Below are 16,653 nucleotides of genomic sequence, written 5' to 3' on the forward strand. Positions count from 1 at the left end.
TGTAAACTGGGTCATAGGGAAGGCCTCTTTTCTAGGATTGGTTGTGGTGACTTAATTCTACCAAGAAAAGGTCTTCCTTTTTGCATTTATTCATTTACACAAGATATTTTACACTCTCAGCACCTGCAGACGCAATCAATAATTTATTACTCATAAGATAACCCTTTTTATATAATCTGGATATGTAATTTTAGTTTCTGATTTGAATATTTTTAAAGCACATTCAGTTTTATTGTTTCTCATATACAATCTTAATTTGTCCTCTGATTTATATGTTGTTTCAAACACTTTATTTAGTTTCTCAAGACTATTTGCATTTAGTAATAACGGCTCTAAAGTGTTATAATTAAATGCGGTGTTATTATTCCCTATCTTTAACTCCCCGCTGTAAATATTATTATCGAAACAAATCTCTATATTATCTTTCTTATTTTCACCTAAATAATTCTCGTATTTTTTATTAATTGCTTCTAAATCACCATCATTATCAGTAACAACTATGACGGCGATATCCAAATGCTCAGCTATTTCTAAAAACCTCAAGAATGATGTCCCTACTGAAATCACCTCAATACCATCTTCGATTGGTAGTTTCCCTTCCCTCGAATCCATATATGCACGTTGAATAACTAATTCATCTGAGTCACCTTCTACTAATATTGCTTTTTCAGATAAAATCAACCTTAATGTATCGTATCCTGAAATCTTCTCAAAATACTCTTTGGATTTTAAATTTTTAAACGTTGTCGTTTTCTGATTTTTTAATAGTATTAAGTTATTTAAACCTAATTTATTTGATACAAAACTACTGTGCGTTGAAATAACGAGTTGCTTATTGCCATAGTTATTCTTCACATTTCCAAGCATTTGGTTTAATCTCGAATGGCTAATGTGTGATTCTGGTTCCTCTAGTAATATCACGGTTGCATTTTCTGATTTTTTATTGGATAAAGCTAAATCTGTTTTGATAATTGCTTGTTCACCTTTCCCAATATAGTCAAACGGTATGTCATCTAATTGTGTGATTAAGCTCCCTTCCCAAGTGGAATTGTTTCCCAAATCAACTGAGAGCTCTATTTTTTTATCACTTAACTTTGGAATGCCTGATATTTTATCATTGACTGCCCTTATTGACTCATCTTGAGAAAAAAGATCTTTTATTTGACGATAAGCTTGTGCTACTTTGTTTTTTTCGGCGGGATCTAATGCATTTTGAACAATTCTCGATATGTAAATGTCTGACCCATTATGAAACTTGCCAAATCCAACATCAATTAATACTGATTTAATAGGAATACTTCTACTGGTTAAGGATTTACGGGCAAAAGAATACCAATTAACTTTATAAAACTCTATTGGTAAACTTTTCAACTCTTCGGCTTTCATTAACTCTTCATATTCTTCTTTATATTCTTCATCAAATTCAATTTTTATTGCTATACCTTGAGCAGTTGAAATGTTATCTTTTTCTGAAAACAAATCTCCTTCAAAACGGGGATGTTCTTTTTTAAAATAAACTTCAATTAAAATCTCTGGGAGATCACTAGGTTCATTATTATTTACTTTACTTAAATATTCTAAAACAACTTCACGATTAAATAAATATTGAGTTAAATTATTATTTAGATATCTTCCTCTAAATACTCCGGTAAGTACCAAATGAATGGCTTCTAAAACGGTTGATTTCCCTGCATCATTTTGTCCAACTATAATATTAATTCCTTCATTAAGTTCAAGACTAATATCTCCTTTAAAACATTTAAAATTTTTTATTTTAATCATCTCTATCACTTGATTACCTTCTTTCCTTGTAATTAATAAATGAAAACATCAAAATACAAAAAGACTCCACTTAGTAGATTCACGCTCTAGCAGTTTTTAAATTAAGGTATCAAAACTTAATTAAAGTAAGCATACTGAAGATCATCTGAAGCCTTAATAATCATTTCTAATTTACTGTTCATACATACTTTTCTCTAGTTATATTTCTAATTAATAATTCATTGTATATTCCTTACATTCAGTTAATCTGTATAAGACAATTCTACCATATTTCGTAAGACTTATTGCTTAATTAACCAATCACCCTAAAACCAAAAATAACATTCTCCCTTTAGTTAAGACTCCCGTATTGTCTTTACCTATCACGCGTCTCAATAAGCGTCAAACAATATCGTCCCACTGTCCAGATCATCTGATCCATTTCTCAAGTTGTCATCTGGGTCGGCTGCTTCCCCTTCAACTGCTCAAACAACTTCTCCACAGTCCCAACCCCAACATTCTCATACTTCGCGAGGATCACCAATTCCTTCGGCAATTGCCCAACCGTTTCTATCTGGTCTTCATTCAGTTGTCTAAGAAGGCTTGGACTACCTGTAAACTCATCTGCAGTAAATGGAATTTCAGAAAGTTCCTCTGTTACAACGATGTAATCTGCTTTATAAAAAAAGAACAGCTCACCAGGACGTTCGAGTGCGAGTTTTCTCCTGATATTTTCTTCTTCGATATAAACCTTCAGTTCATCGAATAGATTCTCGTCGTTTTTTTCACCATACCGTTTTACATGTTTGTGGAGCCCCTCGAGATTATTTGGAAATTCACTCATGATGCGCGCCTGTTGCTCAGCTCCCAGCCTAATGAGAAACGTTTCGGATTTATCGAACCGCTGTGGCAACAAAAATGCATCACGCAAAAAATACGGAACGTCGAGTATTTGGCCCTTATATGTAATCGTTCGGATTGTTGTGAAGCCAGGTCGTTCGGATTCTGTTGCTGCTCCCATTTCTTTAGTTGCCGCCACTTCGTCGTGTACAGATTCTTCCACTGGCTTCTGTACGGATGCAATTAGTAATTCTTCAAGTGCTTTTAGCCGTACTTCAAGTTCGGTAATGCCATAGACCTGTTCCACCCGATGTGATGGATCTTGATAATCAGGGACTATGACGTCGACGGGACCGTACACTTCGACGTACCATTTAACGATTGTATAGACTGCCTCCCATGACAACAGCGCTTCGGAGTAGCGGAACATCCGGGAATCATGTGCTGCTTTATTGCCAATTTGACGGACGTGGTGAAGTGCGTCTCTGATTTCGGGCGTTAAGTAGCCGTTTTCATTGAGCAGATCAAGCCTTTCCTTAAAATTCGTCCACGATTCATCTGGTAGCTTTTCTGCCTGGATGACTTGCTGTAATATATTTTCAACGAATACTCTTGCGTGTGTAAGCATTGTGCGTGGGCTTGTGAATATACTATTTTCAAGTTCACGCGCAACGTATGCGAGTTCTTTTGATAGTGGTTCAAGAAATTTAAAGAAGTATGGTTGATTGTCCATGTTACGTTTCCTCCAGCCGTGTGAATTTCTCATTATAGTCTTATTTTACCACACTGCCATTGTCTCTGCTCTTCCATAATATTGTGAAGCTTAGTAGTAAAGAGGTATTCAGCTCCCCATTTTCGAATTGTTTATTCATAAGCGAAAATGAATTGAAAAGGTGATTTTGTCTTCGGTATTTTACTTCGTGCTCGTTTTTTCGCCAGTAACGCCTGCATGCACCCCAAAATGTTTTTGTGAATTTGACTGATGAAGAAGTCTTGTCTCACATCACCATCGACGATTAAATGATTCTCCGCCAACATCGTTCATAACACACTCTTCTCAATCTGCTCATGACGATCCATCCGTTACGCCTCCCCTATGCTAAAGTCTAATTCGAGTGGCTTTGGCGGACTGCTTTCTGGCAATTCACTGACCCTCGACTCTTCCAAATAGTTTTCAAAATTCGTCGCATTGAATAACGTGGAAGGGCGTAAATACTTCTGCCAATGTGAATCCTCCAACCATTCCTTCGCTTTCGTGTCAATGACCTAATTGCAATCCGCACTGTGTACCCTTCACTGAAACGCCCTTTCACCAATCATGCAGTCGCCTTCGAAGACGCTTTAAATTGTTTGCAGGTTTTGTCATTCAAATATTCAATGACAGACACAACGTCGAGATCGTTCTCGACAATATCTTTTTTAATTCTTTTAATCTTTTTGGTTATTGCTAGGTGCATTTTGCCCTCTGTAGAGGGTGTAAAATGCACTTCCTCTTGGAAAGATTCTGCGGTCGTCGATGGTGCATCTTGCCCCCCATGAGCGTGCAGAATTGTATAATCAATACTGTACCATTTCGTCTTGTCCATTTTCATCTGATTATACGAAGAAGTCGAAATGATATAGCCGCTATCTTCCAGTCTACGAATCGCTCTTTTAATCGTATCGACAGACCAAAAGGGGAACTCTTCGTTTCGCCATTCTTCATACGTTTTGTAAACCCACTTATGCCCATCCCGCACATTCCTCGAGATGAGCGATCTAAAATGCAGTTGCTAAAGTAAAAACGCCGCGTTTAATCAAACTGCCATCGCGAGCGACGGAAGCACTTGAAGCGGCGACTCTTTAATTAATAAATGCATCACGAATCCTTCTTTGAACGAAGTCCAAACACACGTCTCCCTACTCACTAGTGTTTTTTGACGATAGCACGACGTCTTTGGCCTAGACGAACGAAGCCTTCACCCTCTATATAGACAAACCATCTGAAAAAGGGGACAACTGGTGACATTTATTTTTAGTTTATAACTGCCATCCATTTCAAAGCGCCTTAATTGTGTGGTGCCTGTGCACGATGCTTTTATGTATGTTTCTATATTCAGATCTGCATCATGGAAGGAACAACTCAGAACTGTGTTTGAATTGCGTGGTACACAGGCAGCCATCACTGAGTCTCCCAAAAGAGAACCGGTTACATAAAGGGTCTTTCCACTATTTATTCATAAGAACCAAACTTTACAAAATATAAAGAGTGCCTACCAACCATACAGATGAAAACCGTATGGCCGACAGGCACTCTTTTATTTACTATGATTACTATTCTCTCGTTCAATTAACGAAAAATCGCTGGCTAAACTTACGCAATACTATAAATCAAGAAAGTGATTATGGCCATAAGAATGGACCACTTATATGGATTGTCGTGTGCCTGTGCACAAAAATATCATGTTTGTTCCAACAATCAGATTCATTCTGCAAACAGAGTGCATTCTGAATTCTTTTGGAATCGTGTAGTGCACAGGCAGAGTGGAAGTTTATCCTTATGAAAATGCTTATTCCATTGATTTCTCATAACATAGATTTAAAATTGCCGCCCATTCTTGAGGTCTATTCATAAACGAAAAATGGCTATTATGTAAAGTTAACTGCTAGAATACACGTTTCATAATGCATTGATACGTAATTGGCTTTACATAATATTCCCTATAGATAATTGATATTGCATGAAATGGGCGTAAATACAGTGCATTTCATGTTAGAAAGTGGTTGATTCTAAATATTTTTTGAGTTTTAATCATGTGTGGTGCCAGTGCACGAATCTTTCATGATTATGTTTGAATTGCGTGGTGCACAGCCATCACCATTAATACGTAACCCAGCTTTTTGGCTAATTCAACAGATTCAGAATTTGCTCCATCCCAACTGGGGTACTTCCCACTGTCCAGGCAATCCAAAATCAGAGCAGAAGCTACAATAGTCGCTAAACCTTTTCTTCTATATTCGGGATGTGTAGCAATTTCAATCTCAATACCACTATCATATACACTAAAAGATGTCGCTACAGCAACTACTTTCCCTTCATGGAGTATGGCATAGCCTACGCCTCTTTTAATAAAATCATCAATGGATTCAAACTGACTTACAAAGTCTTCAGATAACTCATAAAAAGACGGCTCATTTGCTATCTCGTCATCAACTTTCTTAATTTCAAAGCCTACTGGTATTGAAGACATTAGGTTCTGTATATGTGTCCTATTTAAATGCTCTGGGTTCTTTTCGAATCTGTATCGCCGGAACTTCTCAATTAAATCCCCGTTGCACCACACAATTCGCATTAATTCTGAATTGTGCATGAATTGCACCATACACAGGCAGCACCTACTAAAAGAAGAGAAAATTAAAGCCAAATGCCTTAGTATAATACATATTGGTATGGATAAAATAAGGTGAAATAAGTGAGGGTGATATGACTTGTGAAAAAAATCCTTTTAATATTAATTACCTTCTTAACCCTATTCTCTCCCGTCCAAGCCGAAACCGTAACTGAAAATGATATACAGTTGCGTGATGGCGTGATGGCGTGATTCTCATTATGCTTTATCCCTTAATTCAACAGGAATTGGAGAAGCAATATGGCGAAATTACACAAAATGAGTGTGGTAAAATTATCAAAGTTGAAAAGCTGCCCGTAGGCACTCACATGTTTAATGTTACTGTCCAGGTAAGTACATTTGAAGGTGCTCACGATCCTCCTAATGATTTAGTGACAATCACTTTTAGTAATGAAAAAACCCTAGAGTGGCATGCTATTGATTTCAAACGAAAAAGATTAAAGCCAAATGAAATAACTAACTGCGATTGAAATAAGGTATTTTATTACGAAGAAAAAATGGGTACAGTTTAGTCTGTATCCATTTTTTCGCTGTTTTATCTATTATTTCAGTTACTATCTTATCATTTTAAGGAGGAATCGTCTTGAAAATGTGCTTAGCGTTGTAAATCCGCATTTCCCTGACGGTACCCCTAGTAGTATAACACCCGTTCACGGAAGTAGTTACCTCCATTACACAATAAAAAAATGCCCTGTAAAGGCAGCTGAATCTTAAACTAAATCACCTCGTTAGTTTAATAAAAACAGAGACGCTTAATTAAACAATCGCGGCCGATAGCTGCATAGTAGTTTATAATTTCGAACTACACCACGGACAGAAATCAATACTTATACTTGAAGAGCCACCATCATGGATTATCAATCCGTAGTCGTTATCTTTATCATCGAAAATCATTATTTTATCAGGACATTCAAATGGATCGCTATACATATCACATTTGAAATTTGCATGGTAATCCATATCTTCACAACAGTGTTTTTTCATATGTTGCTCCTCCTAAATGGCTCCTTTTACTGAACAGGCGCAAATCCTTTTTCAAGAATTGCGCCCGATTGCGCTACAAGCTATACAATATCCTTTATGTGATTTCCTTCCTCGTCTATTTGGAAAAGGCCACCACCGAAATACCATCCTTTTTCTTCAATAAATTCAATAAAAGCATTAGAAAACTCTTCCTCACTTAAATCTTCACCATTGCTAGTATAAATACAACCATCTAGCCTAATTCCAATTGGTCTTTTCAATATCAAGCACCTCGACAGTCAGAATACTATTTAGCATTTCTTGTATTATTTAGCCCGACAGAAGCACGAATTCTGTACGACAATCGCGCCCGTTAGCTGCAAATAAATGTATAGGAGTAATATTTATTTGTTTTTCAACTCTAAAAGTATAGGAGTAATATTTAATAAAATCGATATCATCGTCAAAACCCATAAGGCTGTTTCCATCGTAGGTACTACATCTAATAATGCAGCCCAATCTTTCACCTCTACCCAATCGGACACCATACTGTAATCTGCAACAATTGTTAGTGCTGTAAATGATAATCCCATCGCCATTGCCAATTTATAATCTTTGCCTGTTCCATACATATAAAGATTTATACAAGTTGCTATTATTGCGATAAGACCGAATATTACCCACATAATTATACCTCCATTCACACTGAAAATTCTTATTAATCCAGACGAAGCGAGGTAGTAAATGGTTCCATAATTGCAACTAAATGGCCTATTAGTTTAATAAGATCACTGCTATTTTACTGAATCCACGATTTTCTTTGCATCTATCAAGGACAAACCGTACTTCTCTCTCAAAGATTTAACGGTTTTTACTTCTGATAAATTTTTTAATATTTCCTTTGCTTCAATTTTCATATCTCCATATTCTCCGGTCTTTTCCAAAAGTCTAGCATTTTCCCTTTTTAATGCACTTTTTTGACGCATTAAACTAACACACCAACCTAAAAGAAAGAGCATAATTATTATTGATCTTATTTCTGACCACGGCATTTAAAATACCTCCTTATGATTTGATTGCTGAACAGGCTTGTATAGTCTACACACGACAGGTTAACATAACGCCAGTTCACGGAAGCGTTTAACTCCATTATTCAATAAAAAACTGCCCTGTAAAGGCAGCCGAATCTTCACTAAATTACCCGTTATGAAACAAGGTAATGTTTGTTACTTCTTATTAATTATGCGTTTCATCATGCTTGAAATTTTTATTATCCATATTTTCGGGATAACCGAATTCATATAAGATGACTCGATTTTTTTCGAAAACTCTATAAATATAGTCAACATTTTGTTCGTTATCAAAAATCACTTTCACCTTTGCAGGTCTTATTTTTCTTCCTTCTTCTACCTGTGTATCAAATGTCCATGTTTCATTCGGATATTTATCTTGAAGGTAAGTGTCAACTATTTCAATAGATTCTTCATATCTGTTCTCCAAGACTTGTTCTCGGATACCAAAATACACCCCGTAACCAATCAATATTGCAACGAATAATATAGAAATTACTATTCTTCCACGCTTTCTTAAAAAAATAGCAATCAGGAATAGAACGAACAAAATTGATCCCAATAATAATCGTTCAAGCACATAATCTCCCATCGACATTGACCTCCCTCTAACTAACTTGCTTGCTTGCTTTTATATCGGACGAAATATATAGAAAACTGTTACATGTATTTCTTCAACTATACTGCAAGTTAGTGCAAGAAGGAATTCGATCGCTAAACCTGTTGTATAGTCCATACACACCAGTTTTACATAACACCCATTCACGGAAGTAGTTAACTCCATTACGCAATATGAAAAAACTACCCTGTAAAGGCAACCGATTATAGCAATGAGTTACAAACAAAGCTAAACTTTTTGCTCTTTTTTTCCGACACCATATCCGATAAAAACGCCCAACAGTAGTATAAGCAAGAAATCCCCATCGAAGTTTTTTGTAATGATACTAATTACTAACCAAGCAAATAAGATTCCTACAGTTAACAACAGTATATTTTTAGACATATTTTATTACTCCCTCATTTTAGAATACGGCGAATGTATCACTGAACAATAATACAAAATCGCCCGTTTGCAGAATAACCACATATTGGTAAATGGTCCCTTTCACAAATTATAGACTTAACCTTCTGTTTGTTCAATCACTTTGAGAAAATCGTGAAAAAGTATCTTTACAAATAATCTAATCTGATTGAGTTTTGCCATTCATTCAATATGCACCAGTAGCTGACATAACACCAATTCTCGGCAGTTGAACGAGACGGGCAACGCACCGTCCCCCTCCTATGGCCCCTCCATTTCTTTATGCATAAAAGAATCATCGTTGAACTAACGGCCTTTCTGGTGAACGTCAGACCTATCTAACTGAATAGTTATGCAGATTGACCTCAACGATGAGTAGATGAAAAACCCTCCCGGAAAGTTACGGAGGCAATGTGAATCCGTTTTTCTAAGTTCCGACAAACCCGTATTGTCGTAACTTATCATGTGTCTCATAAGTAGCTAACATTATAGTCACCTGTCCAGATCATCCAATCCATTTCTCAAGTTGTCGTAAGGCTCGGTTGCTTCCTCTTTACACAGGCAGCCAACACTAAGTACAAGAAGCGAAGTCTATTATTAGACTTTTTGAATATATTACAGTATGTTATACATGCAATGTCTTCAAGAAAGTATGATAGTTTAATACTATTGTGAAAAGAGAATTCTTAATTTCATAGGCTCATAGGCAAAACTTTCAATTAAAAAGATGAGGAAGTACAAATTGTATGAAAAACCGTAAAATAAAACTAATTTTAGTATTAGCTACTGTCTTGTTATTGTTGTTTACAAGTATAAATGTCTTTACCTCTTACGTTGAGATGAAAAAGACGGTTGAAGAGTCAATCGGCAATCAAAGTCTTATAGCAGCAGAATCCATTGCATCTGCGTTAGATAAAGAAACGTATCGAAAATTTTTGAGTAATCCCGTGAAAAACGACTATTATTGGGAATTAACAAACTACTTAGTGGATGCAAAAGAAAAACTGGGTGCATTATTTGTATATACATTGGAAATCGATAATCCTAAAGTATCGAACGTAATGATAGGCGGATTACCCAAGGAGTTAGACGAGAGGTATAGTATTGGAGTGGTTTGTACAGTACCCGAAAAGCAGGTCAAAAGAGCCTTTGAAGGAAATACATATGTTACTACTGTAATTGAAGATGCCGATCATGGCTCTTATCTTTCTGTTGGAGTACCGATAAAGGATGAAGCAGGAAAGGTCATGGGCTTCTTAGGTATCGATATTAGTGTTGATACACTTAATAATATTAAAGGGAAAGTACTGAAAAACAATATCCTTCTCTTCGTCTTTAATGGTGCCTTTATTTTGGTCGCTATCGGATCCTTCTTATTATTGCAAAGATGGTATCAAAAAGAAGTGGCAAAGGAAGTCGGGTATACAGAAGATACCTACCAAGCTGAACTTAAAACGTTAATCACTTCCATATCTTCATTAAGACATGATTTTACCAATCATATTCAGGTTTTACATGGACTCCTTCAACTAGGGGAATCTAAGCAGGCTCAGCAATACATATCATCTTTGTCTAAAGAAGTTTTAGCGATAGAATCTCTAAAGTTAAATATAGATCATCCTGGTCTTTCAATCCTATTGCAAACAAAGAAACTGGCTGCAGAAAATTATCATATTGATATGAATTTCGCGGTTTCTCATGATGCATTCGATAAAATAAAAACAACAGATTTAATCATAATTCTGTCGAATTTAATTGATAATGCAATTGATGCAACACTTGCATTACCTGTAGCTAAACGTGAAATAGCCATTAGCTGTAAAACGGATGTTACGCAGTATGTATTTAAGATTACGAATACTGGGCCTAAAATTATTGAGAATGAACATATTTTAAAACAAGGATATTCAACAAAAATAGCAGAACAAGGAAAGATAAGGGGGCAAGGTTTATTTATTGTGAAGGAAGTTGTGAATAGATATAATGGGAAATTCTCAATTGATTCAATAAATGAATTAGAGACTATAGCCATTGTGGAAATCCCTCTCAAGTAAATTTGAATGAAAGCATAAACTTCCTACTAGTCGTGGGGAGTTTTTTCGTATATCCCGCTAGTCACACTACTAATTTTTGTTTTTTGTGCACTCTTAATTCGAATGATTATTTAACTGAATTCACGTCTAGTAGACATAACGCTAGTGACATATAATCCTCGTATATTTTATGATAAATTTCGACAAAAATATATCATTTTTTAAAACTATTAACGAGGCTCACCCGTCTAACTTTCTATAAACAGTAAAGGAGTTTTTTGCTTGAAAAAAACGCATCGACAACGTCGTTCCTTCTGGATTGACGTTACATTTTCACTTGTTATCATCGCACTAACCGTATCCGCTATCAGTTTAGCTTCACTAACTACTAAGAAGGAGACTGCTTCGCACCCTGAAAATAAAAAAGCTACAACTCAGGCTCCGGTAGTGGTCGATACTACCGACTCAAATTATCCAGACATTAAAATTATTACTGAAACTTCGAATGACTTATATACACCATTTTCCATTCAATATCCCCAAAGTTTACATAGTCCTTTCAATAAAGCTATTGCTAGTTACATAAAAGATGCAAAGCAAGGTTACTTAACTAAACATAACGGTAGTAAATTGAAAAGAAAAATGAACATCACGTTAGAAATTCTTACCCATCGTTCAGGAAACTATTCCTTTGTTATGATCGACAGCCGTACAACTGGAAAGTCAAACGAACAGACTAGGATTCAATCATTCCATTTGAATCCTGAAACAGGAGGAAGTTTTACAATCTCGGATGTATTCGGAGGCAATTCGAAACACCTTGAGATTCTTTCTCCCCTAGTACGTGAAGCAATATACAATGATCCATTAATCGCAGACTACCTTTTCCCAGAAGAAGTTCATATCCAGACAGAACCAATCTGGGCCAACTTCGATAATTTCGCGATCACAGATGAATCTTTGATTTTTTATTTTGATGAATATGAACTGGCAGCAGGAAAAGTCGGTCCTCCGGTTGTAGCAATTCCGTTAAGTGAACTAACCAACTTACTTTCTGAGGAATTCCAATCGGTAATTGAAGATACGGACGGAAATACGATTACAAAAGAAGAGCAAGACAACGGCATTAAGAAAGTCGCCCTCACATTCGACGATGGTCCCCATCCAAAAGTGACGATGCAAATTCTTGAGACGTTGAATAAATACGATGCAATAGCAACATTTTTCATGCTCGGCAACATGGTTGAAAACTACCCGGAAATCGCAAAAAAAGTACATGAAGCAGGCCACGAGCTTGGAAATCATACATGGAGTCATCTTGATTTGACAAAGTTAGGTGCAGAAAAGGTGCAGAATGAAATCTACAAGACTTCTGCCATTATTGAAAATATTACTGGTCAGAAAGTAACTGAGTTCAGACCTCCTTATGGCGCAGTAAACGAGACTGTTCGCAGCCAAACAAACTTACCTATCATCTTATGGAATGTCGATACACTTGACTGGAAAGACCGTGATGCAAACCAACTTCTTACCAATGTTAAAAATGCGACGAAAGACGGAAGTACCATCCTTATGCATGATATCCATCAATCGACAGCAGACGGCCTCGACGCAGTTTTAGCCTACTTGCAAAGTGAAGGCTATACCTTCGTCAAAGTTTCAGATTTAAAATAATCAGTTATCACACGCCCCCGAACTAGGTGTTCAGGGGGTTTTATTTTCAGAAGTACCAATTGATACCTGTCCCAGCAACATCCGAAACAAAATGGATTACTGAACGCGCTTGTTTTATAGTCCATACACTCCACATTAGCATATCACCAATGCTAGTCACTCAAAAAAACACCTGAATCCCTCCTAATTTCAGGTGGGTTTCAGGTGTTTTCATCATCAAATAGATGAAGGAGACAACTTGAATTAGGATACCGTTCTAGAACGGTATTATCTATTATGTCTCCACTCTATTGGACGTGAAAGCAGGGCATAAAGTTTTCAACTTGATTGTGCATAAAAAGAGGTACTGTGTCAGACACAAAGACGAATAATCCACATAGTAGAGTGATTATACAAAAATACAAGAAAAACCGTATAGTTATTTATGTACTTGGTATTAGTATACAATTGCGTTGTATTCACTGAATAGTGCTATGCACAGGCGCCTAAATTTTAAACTCTTGAATCGTTTCTTGCAAGTCTATTGCCTTTTTACTAAGATCATTTGCAACGATATTAATTTCTACGATTGTTGCCATTTGCTCTTTCATCGCTGCCGAGTTCTGCTCTGTCTGTTCGGTAGCATTGCTAGCATGTCCCGCAATATCCGTAATAGAAGCAGACACTTCTTCGGCACTTGCAGAAATCTGCTCGGTAGCCGCTGATATTTCTTCAATTTGGTCATTCATCTGCTGGACAGCGTCGACAATAGTCAAGAACGAGTTACCCGCTTCTTCGATTATTTCAACTCCCTGTGTAGCATTTGTCAAACTTTCTTGGACAGAAGCTTCTATATCCTTTGTGTCTTTTTGAATGGCCACTGTTATTTCGGCAATCTGACTTGCAGATAGTTTAGACTCCTCCGCCAATTTACGAACCTCATCTGCGACTACAGCAAACCCCTTACCATGTTCTCCAGCACGAGCAGCTTCAATTGCAGCGTTGAGCGCTAGCAGATTTGTCTGCTCTGTAATGTTAGTAATAACACTTGTAATGTTTTGAATTTCCTCGGATTGTTGGCTCAGACGTTTGATGATTTCATTCGTCTGAGATGAGTTTGAATGGATGAGCGCCATTTGCTCTTTAGCCGTTTGCATTGTTTTCTCGCTCTCGTTACCAATGCGCATTGTATTTTCTGCACTCGTATGCAAAGTTGATGTTGACTCTGCAATCCGCTGCACACCCGAAGCTGTTTCTTCCATTGCGATTGAACTTTCACGGGCTGCTGTAGCAGATGTCTGTGAACCAATGGATATGTTTTCAATTGCTTTAGAAATTTCTTCAGAAGAATCCGCTACTTCATTCGTGCTCGCTGATAATTCTTCAGCAGAAGCTGTCAAGTGAAGGGCATTATCATTGACATTACCTATCAGTTTACGAAGGTTATGCTTCATTTCATTGAAGCTCATGGCCAATTCTTGGAGTTCATCTTTGGATTTGACTTCAATATCTGGTCCTGAAAGATCACCTGAAGCAATGATTGTTGATTCCGCAGTAATCATACGCAGTGGTCGCGATATATGGGGCGTAAGATACGCGGATATCAACGCCCCAGAAATCAAGGCCAACGCACTAGCAATAATCAATCCTACCTTCGCCACGCTAGCCGTTCTATCCGCACCTGCCATTGCAATGTCTAGGTTCTTGTATTGGTAACCAATCATCCCGTCCACCGCTTCTCGAATTTTCAAATTGATGGGGAGCATCTCTTTCTCTACCAATACCATTGCAGCTTGCATATCATCTGCATCTTTCAAAGTAACGGCACGATCTGCAATTAACTTGAACTCCTCCGAATTTGCAGTAACTGTTTCAAGATAGCCTTTCATTTCATCTGAACGAACCATTTTTTGCAATTCACCATTAATTTGTTCCATTTTGTCAAAGTGTTCATTGAATGTTGTTAAATCCTCTTGTTTTCCTTGCAGTAAGTAGGAACGGATATAAAGACCCTGCAAGCCGATTTCCGTTTGAATTACTTGTGCCTGCATCGCTTGGGCAACTCGATACTCGATCATTTCTTTGTAACTGGTCTCCATTTTGTTCAATTCATAGTGATTCCACGCTGAAGAGAGCACGATAATCGCTAGAATAATACCGAAGCCCGTATATAGTTTTTTACCAATTGACACTGGTATTCCTCCTCATTCAAGTCCTAATTTGCATACTTATTTATATCGGCAAGTATTCCTACTAAATTAGAGGTATCATTTATATTCAATTATTCTAAAAAATAACAGCCTTACTGTTGATTAACTCTAAGAACGAGGATAAACATCTTCGTTCTTTTGCATTAAATGGTACTTGTGCTTTGAGTCGCACGAACTAACACTAATCATCACTTTCAACATGCATATCCCCAAAACACCAAACCATATCTAAGATTTATATAACCTAAATCTATGTAATTCCTAGAGCATTCACACTACAATAAACCTATACAGATGAAAGGCGGTGCTCTACACCTATGATTAGCGAGCAAATCTTAATCAGCACAGTTTTCATCGCTGGGATGTTATCCTTTTTTTCACCATGCATCCTTCCCCTACTGCCTGTTTATATATCCATTCTTTCAACGGATGAAATTGGCACACAAGATCGGCAACCTTTTAAACCACGCAGCAAATGGAAAGTAAATCCGCGGCTAATTTTCAAGACAATCATTTTCGTTTCCGGACTATCCACAAGCTTTGTCATCTTAGGATTTGGTGCTGGGGCTCTTGGCTCTTTTATTAATACAGATTGGTTTATCGGTTTTTGCGGCGCTATCGTGGTGGTGCTTGGATTACACCAAATGGGGTTATTTAACCTCTCTCTATTAAACCGACAAAAAAAGGTTGAACTCAAGAGAAGTGGCAAGCGAGATATACTAGGAACCTATTTACTCGGCTTTACATTCAGTTTTGGATGGACCCCTTGTATCGGCCCAATCCTTGGCGCAGTATTAGGATTATCGGCAAGTGAAGGTCATGCACTATATGGGGCTATGCTCATGTCATTTTATGCACTTGGTTTGTTAATACCCTTTTTACTGCTTTCTATTTTCTCGGATCTATTACTAAGACAAGTAAAGAAAATCAACAAGCATATGAGTAAAATACGCTTTATTGGCGGTGTCATTATTGTCATCATGGGCCTTATTCTGATGACGAACAACTTAAATCTATTCGTATCATTAATTCCACAGTAAAGGGGAGTTTAATTGTGATGAAAATAATACCTATTCTTCTCGCTCTCGTCTTTTTAATGACAGCATGCTCCAGCGAAAAGGATCAAACTGCTAAGCAAACAAACAATGAAAAGCAAGCACCAACCTTTGACTTAATGGATGTAGATGGAAATACGCACAACCTCTCGGATTATGCGGGCAAAAAAGTATATATTAAATTTTGGGCTTCTTGGTGTTCAATCTGCTTATCGGGTCTAGAAGAAATAAATACGCTAGCTGCAGAAGAAAAGGACTTTGTCGTCCTTACAATTGTTTCACCCGGTTTTAACAATGAAAAGAAAAGTGATGCCTTTATTAAATGGTTCAAAGGCGTTGAAAATGTCTCTTCTATACCTGTTCTTTTAGATGAGGGTGGCTCCATAGCCAAACACTATCAGGTACGCGGTTACCCTACTTCTGTCTTCATTAATGCAGACGGAGAATTGATCAAAACGCAACCTGGACATTTAAGCAACGAACAAATCAGAACTCTATTTCAATAAAGTTAATCTTCAATCAGAGGGGGGGCTGAAAAAGTCGGATTTCGTTCAATCCGGTTGATTTCCGTTCCGAGCGGACGCTTTCCGCGGGCACGGCTTCAGCCTCCTCGTCACTGCGTTCCTGCGGGGTCTTCAGCTCGCGCTGTTCCCGCTGG

General features: G+C 37.3%; 17 protein-coding genes. 5 read left to right on the top strand and 12 right to left on the bottom strand.

Going from position 1 to position 16,653, the window contains the following annotated elements; genetic code table 11:
* Positions 1–150: 150 nt before the first annotated feature.
* The 5 genes from I2484_RS19335 to I2484_RS19355 all read right to left on the bottom strand — a co-directional run bounded on the left by I2484_RS19335 (position 151) and on the right by I2484_RS19355 (position 5,951).
* Positions 151–1,782: an ATP-dependent nuclease gene (locus tag I2484_RS19335; protein WP_207152719.1), complete on the bottom strand. Its 1,632-nt coding sequence runs from the start codon at positions 1,780–1,782 to the stop codon at positions 151–153.
* Positions 1,783–2,206: 424 nt separating this feature from the next.
* Complete coding sequence (locus tag I2484_RS19340; RefSeq protein ID WP_207152706.1) at positions 2,207–3,334, bottom strand: DUF4145 domain-containing protein; 1,128 nt, start codon at positions 3,332–3,334, stop codon at positions 2,207–2,209.
* 350 nt (positions 3,335–3,684) lie between these two features.
* On the bottom strand, positions 3,685–3,864 hold the full coding sequence (locus tag I2484_RS22055; RefSeq protein WP_481886422.1) for a conserved phage C-terminal domain-containing protein: 180 nt from the start codon (positions 3,862–3,864) through the stop codon (positions 3,685–3,687).
* Positions 3,865–3,917: 53 nt separating this feature from the next.
* Positions 3,918–4,340, bottom strand: coding sequence for a hypothetical protein (locus tag I2484_RS19350; RefSeq protein ID WP_207152708.1), 423 nt, complete (start codon positions 4,338–4,340; stop codon positions 3,918–3,920).
* Positions 4,341–5,426: 1,086 nt separating this feature from the next.
* On the bottom strand, positions 5,427–5,951 hold the full coding sequence (locus I2484_RS19355; RefSeq protein ID WP_255551618.1) for a GNAT family N-acetyltransferase: 525 nt from the start codon (positions 5,949–5,951) through the stop codon (positions 5,427–5,429).
* Positions 5,952–6,190: 239 nt separating this feature from the next.
* Between I2484_RS19355 and I2484_RS19360 the strand changes: the two genes are divergently transcribed.
* Positions 6,191–6,460, top strand: coding sequence for a DUF3888 domain-containing protein (locus I2484_RS19360; RefSeq protein WP_207152710.1), 270 nt, complete (start codon positions 6,191–6,193; stop codon positions 6,458–6,460).
* 319 nt (positions 6,461–6,779) lie between these two features.
* Here I2484_RS19360 and I2484_RS19365 read toward each other — a convergent pair whose 3' ends face one another.
* From I2484_RS19365 to I2484_RS19390, 6 genes are all read right to left on the bottom strand, one after another.
* The gene (locus I2484_RS19365; protein WP_187046102.1) at positions 6,780–6,974 is read right to left on the bottom strand and encodes a DUF6980 family protein; all 195 of its coding nucleotides are present in this window, start codon (positions 6,972–6,974) and stop codon (positions 6,780–6,782) included.
* 80 nt (positions 6,975–7,054) lie between these two features.
* A complete protein-coding gene (locus I2484_RS19370; protein ID WP_187048040.1) occupies positions 7,055–7,234 on the bottom strand; it encodes a hypothetical protein in 180 nt (59 codons plus the stop codon).
* Positions 7,235–7,357: 123 nt separating this feature from the next.
* Positions 7,358–7,639 (bottom strand): hypothetical protein, encoded by a 282-nt coding sequence (locus I2484_RS19375; protein WP_207152711.1) that lies wholly within the window; start codon positions 7,637–7,639, stop codon positions 7,358–7,360.
* A gap of 108 nt (positions 7,640–7,747) precedes the next feature.
* A complete protein-coding gene (locus I2484_RS19380) occupies positions 7,748–8,005 on the bottom strand; it encodes a hypothetical protein (protein WP_207152712.1) in 258 nt (85 codons plus the stop codon).
* A 184-nt stretch (positions 8,006–8,189) separates the two neighbouring features.
* Positions 8,190–8,615 (bottom strand): hypothetical protein, encoded by a 426-nt coding sequence (locus tag I2484_RS19385; RefSeq protein WP_207152713.1) that lies wholly within the window; start codon positions 8,613–8,615, stop codon positions 8,190–8,192.
* Positions 8,616–8,870: 255 nt separating this feature from the next.
* The gene (locus tag I2484_RS19390) at positions 8,871–9,026 is read right to left on the bottom strand and encodes a hypothetical protein (RefSeq protein ID WP_207152714.1); all 156 of its coding nucleotides are present in this window, start codon (positions 9,024–9,026) and stop codon (positions 8,871–8,873) included.
* A 764-nt stretch (positions 9,027–9,790) separates the two neighbouring features.
* Between I2484_RS19390 and I2484_RS19395 the strand changes: the two genes are divergently transcribed.
* The gene (locus tag I2484_RS19395; protein ID WP_207152715.1) at positions 9,791–11,098 is read left to right on the top strand and encodes a sensor histidine kinase; all 1,308 of its coding nucleotides are present in this window, start codon (positions 9,791–9,793) and stop codon (positions 11,096–11,098) included.
* Between the two features lie 261 nt (positions 11,099–11,359).
* Positions 11,360–12,751: a polysaccharide deacetylase family protein gene (locus I2484_RS19400; RefSeq protein ID WP_207152716.1), complete on the top strand. Its 1,392-nt coding sequence runs from the start codon at positions 11,360–11,362 to the stop codon at positions 12,749–12,751.
* A 485-nt stretch (positions 12,752–13,236) separates the two neighbouring features.
* Here the strand turns inward: I2484_RS19400 and I2484_RS19405 are convergent, their stop codons facing one another.
* Positions 13,237–14,922, bottom strand: coding sequence for a methyl-accepting chemotaxis protein (locus tag I2484_RS19405; RefSeq protein ID WP_207152717.1), 1,686 nt, complete (start codon positions 14,920–14,922; stop codon positions 13,237–13,239).
* A gap of 335 nt (positions 14,923–15,257) precedes the next feature.
* Between I2484_RS19405 and I2484_RS19410 the strand changes: the two genes are divergently transcribed.
* Both I2484_RS19410 and I2484_RS19415 read left to right on the top strand, forming a co-directional pair.
* Positions 15,258–15,980, top strand: coding sequence for a cytochrome c biogenesis CcdA family protein (locus I2484_RS19410; RefSeq protein WP_207152718.1), 723 nt, complete (start codon positions 15,258–15,260; stop codon positions 15,978–15,980).
* Positions 15,981–15,997: 17 nt separating this feature from the next.
* On the top strand, positions 15,998–16,501 hold the full coding sequence (locus I2484_RS19415) for a TlpA family protein disulfide reductase (protein ID WP_207152720.1): 504 nt from the start codon (positions 15,998–16,000) through the stop codon (positions 16,499–16,501).
* Positions 16,502–16,653 lie beyond the last annotated feature (152 nt).

This window comes from Sporosarcina sp. E16_8 (assembly GCF_017347095.1).
Lineage (GTDB): Bacteria > Bacillota > Bacilli > Bacillales_A > Planococcaceae > Sporosarcina.

Excerpts from the sequence above, each read along its gene's own strand:
- I2484_RS19410 (WP_207152718.1), top strand. The coding sequence starts at position 15,258 with ATGATTAGCGAGCAAATCTTAATCAGCACAGTTTTCATCGCTGGGATG.
- I2484_RS19335 (WP_207152719.1), bottom strand. The coding sequence starts at position 1,782 with ATGATTAAAATAAAAAATTTTAAATGTTTTAAAGGAGATATTAGTCTT.
- I2484_RS19390 (WP_207152714.1), bottom strand. The coding sequence starts at position 9,026 with ATGTCTAAAAATATACTGTTGTTAACTGTAGGAATCTTATTTGCTTGG.
- I2484_RS19365 (WP_187046102.1), bottom strand. The coding sequence starts at position 6,974 with ATGAAAAAACACTGTTGTGAAGATATGGATTACCATGCAAATTTCAAA.
- I2484_RS19375 (WP_207152711.1), bottom strand. The coding sequence starts at position 7,639 with ATGTGGGTAATATTCGGTCTTATCGCAATAATAGCAACTTGTATAAAT.
- I2484_RS19395 (WP_207152715.1), top strand. The coding sequence starts at position 9,791 with ATGAAAAACCGTAAAATAAAACTAATTTTAGTATTAGCTACTGTCTTG.
- I2484_RS19380 (WP_207152712.1), bottom strand. The coding sequence starts at position 8,005 with ATGCCGTGGTCAGAAATAAGATCAATAATAATTATGCTCTTTCTTTTA.
- I2484_RS19340 (WP_207152706.1), bottom strand. The coding sequence starts at position 3,334 with ATGGACAATCAACCATACTTCTTTAAATTTCTTGAACCACTATCAAAA.
- I2484_RS19385 (WP_207152713.1), bottom strand. The coding sequence starts at position 8,615 with ATGGGAGATTATGTGCTTGAACGATTATTATTGGGATCAATTTTGTTC.
- I2484_RS19355 (WP_255551618.1), bottom strand. The coding sequence starts at position 5,951 with ATGCACAATTCAGAATTAATGCGAATTGTGTGGTGCAACGGGGATTTA.
- I2484_RS19415 (WP_207152720.1), top strand. The coding sequence starts at position 15,998 with ATGAAAATAATACCTATTCTTCTCGCTCTCGTCTTTTTAATGACAGCA.
- I2484_RS19360 (WP_207152710.1), top strand. The coding sequence starts at position 6,191 with ATGCTTTATCCCTTAATTCAACAGGAATTGGAGAAGCAATATGGCGAA.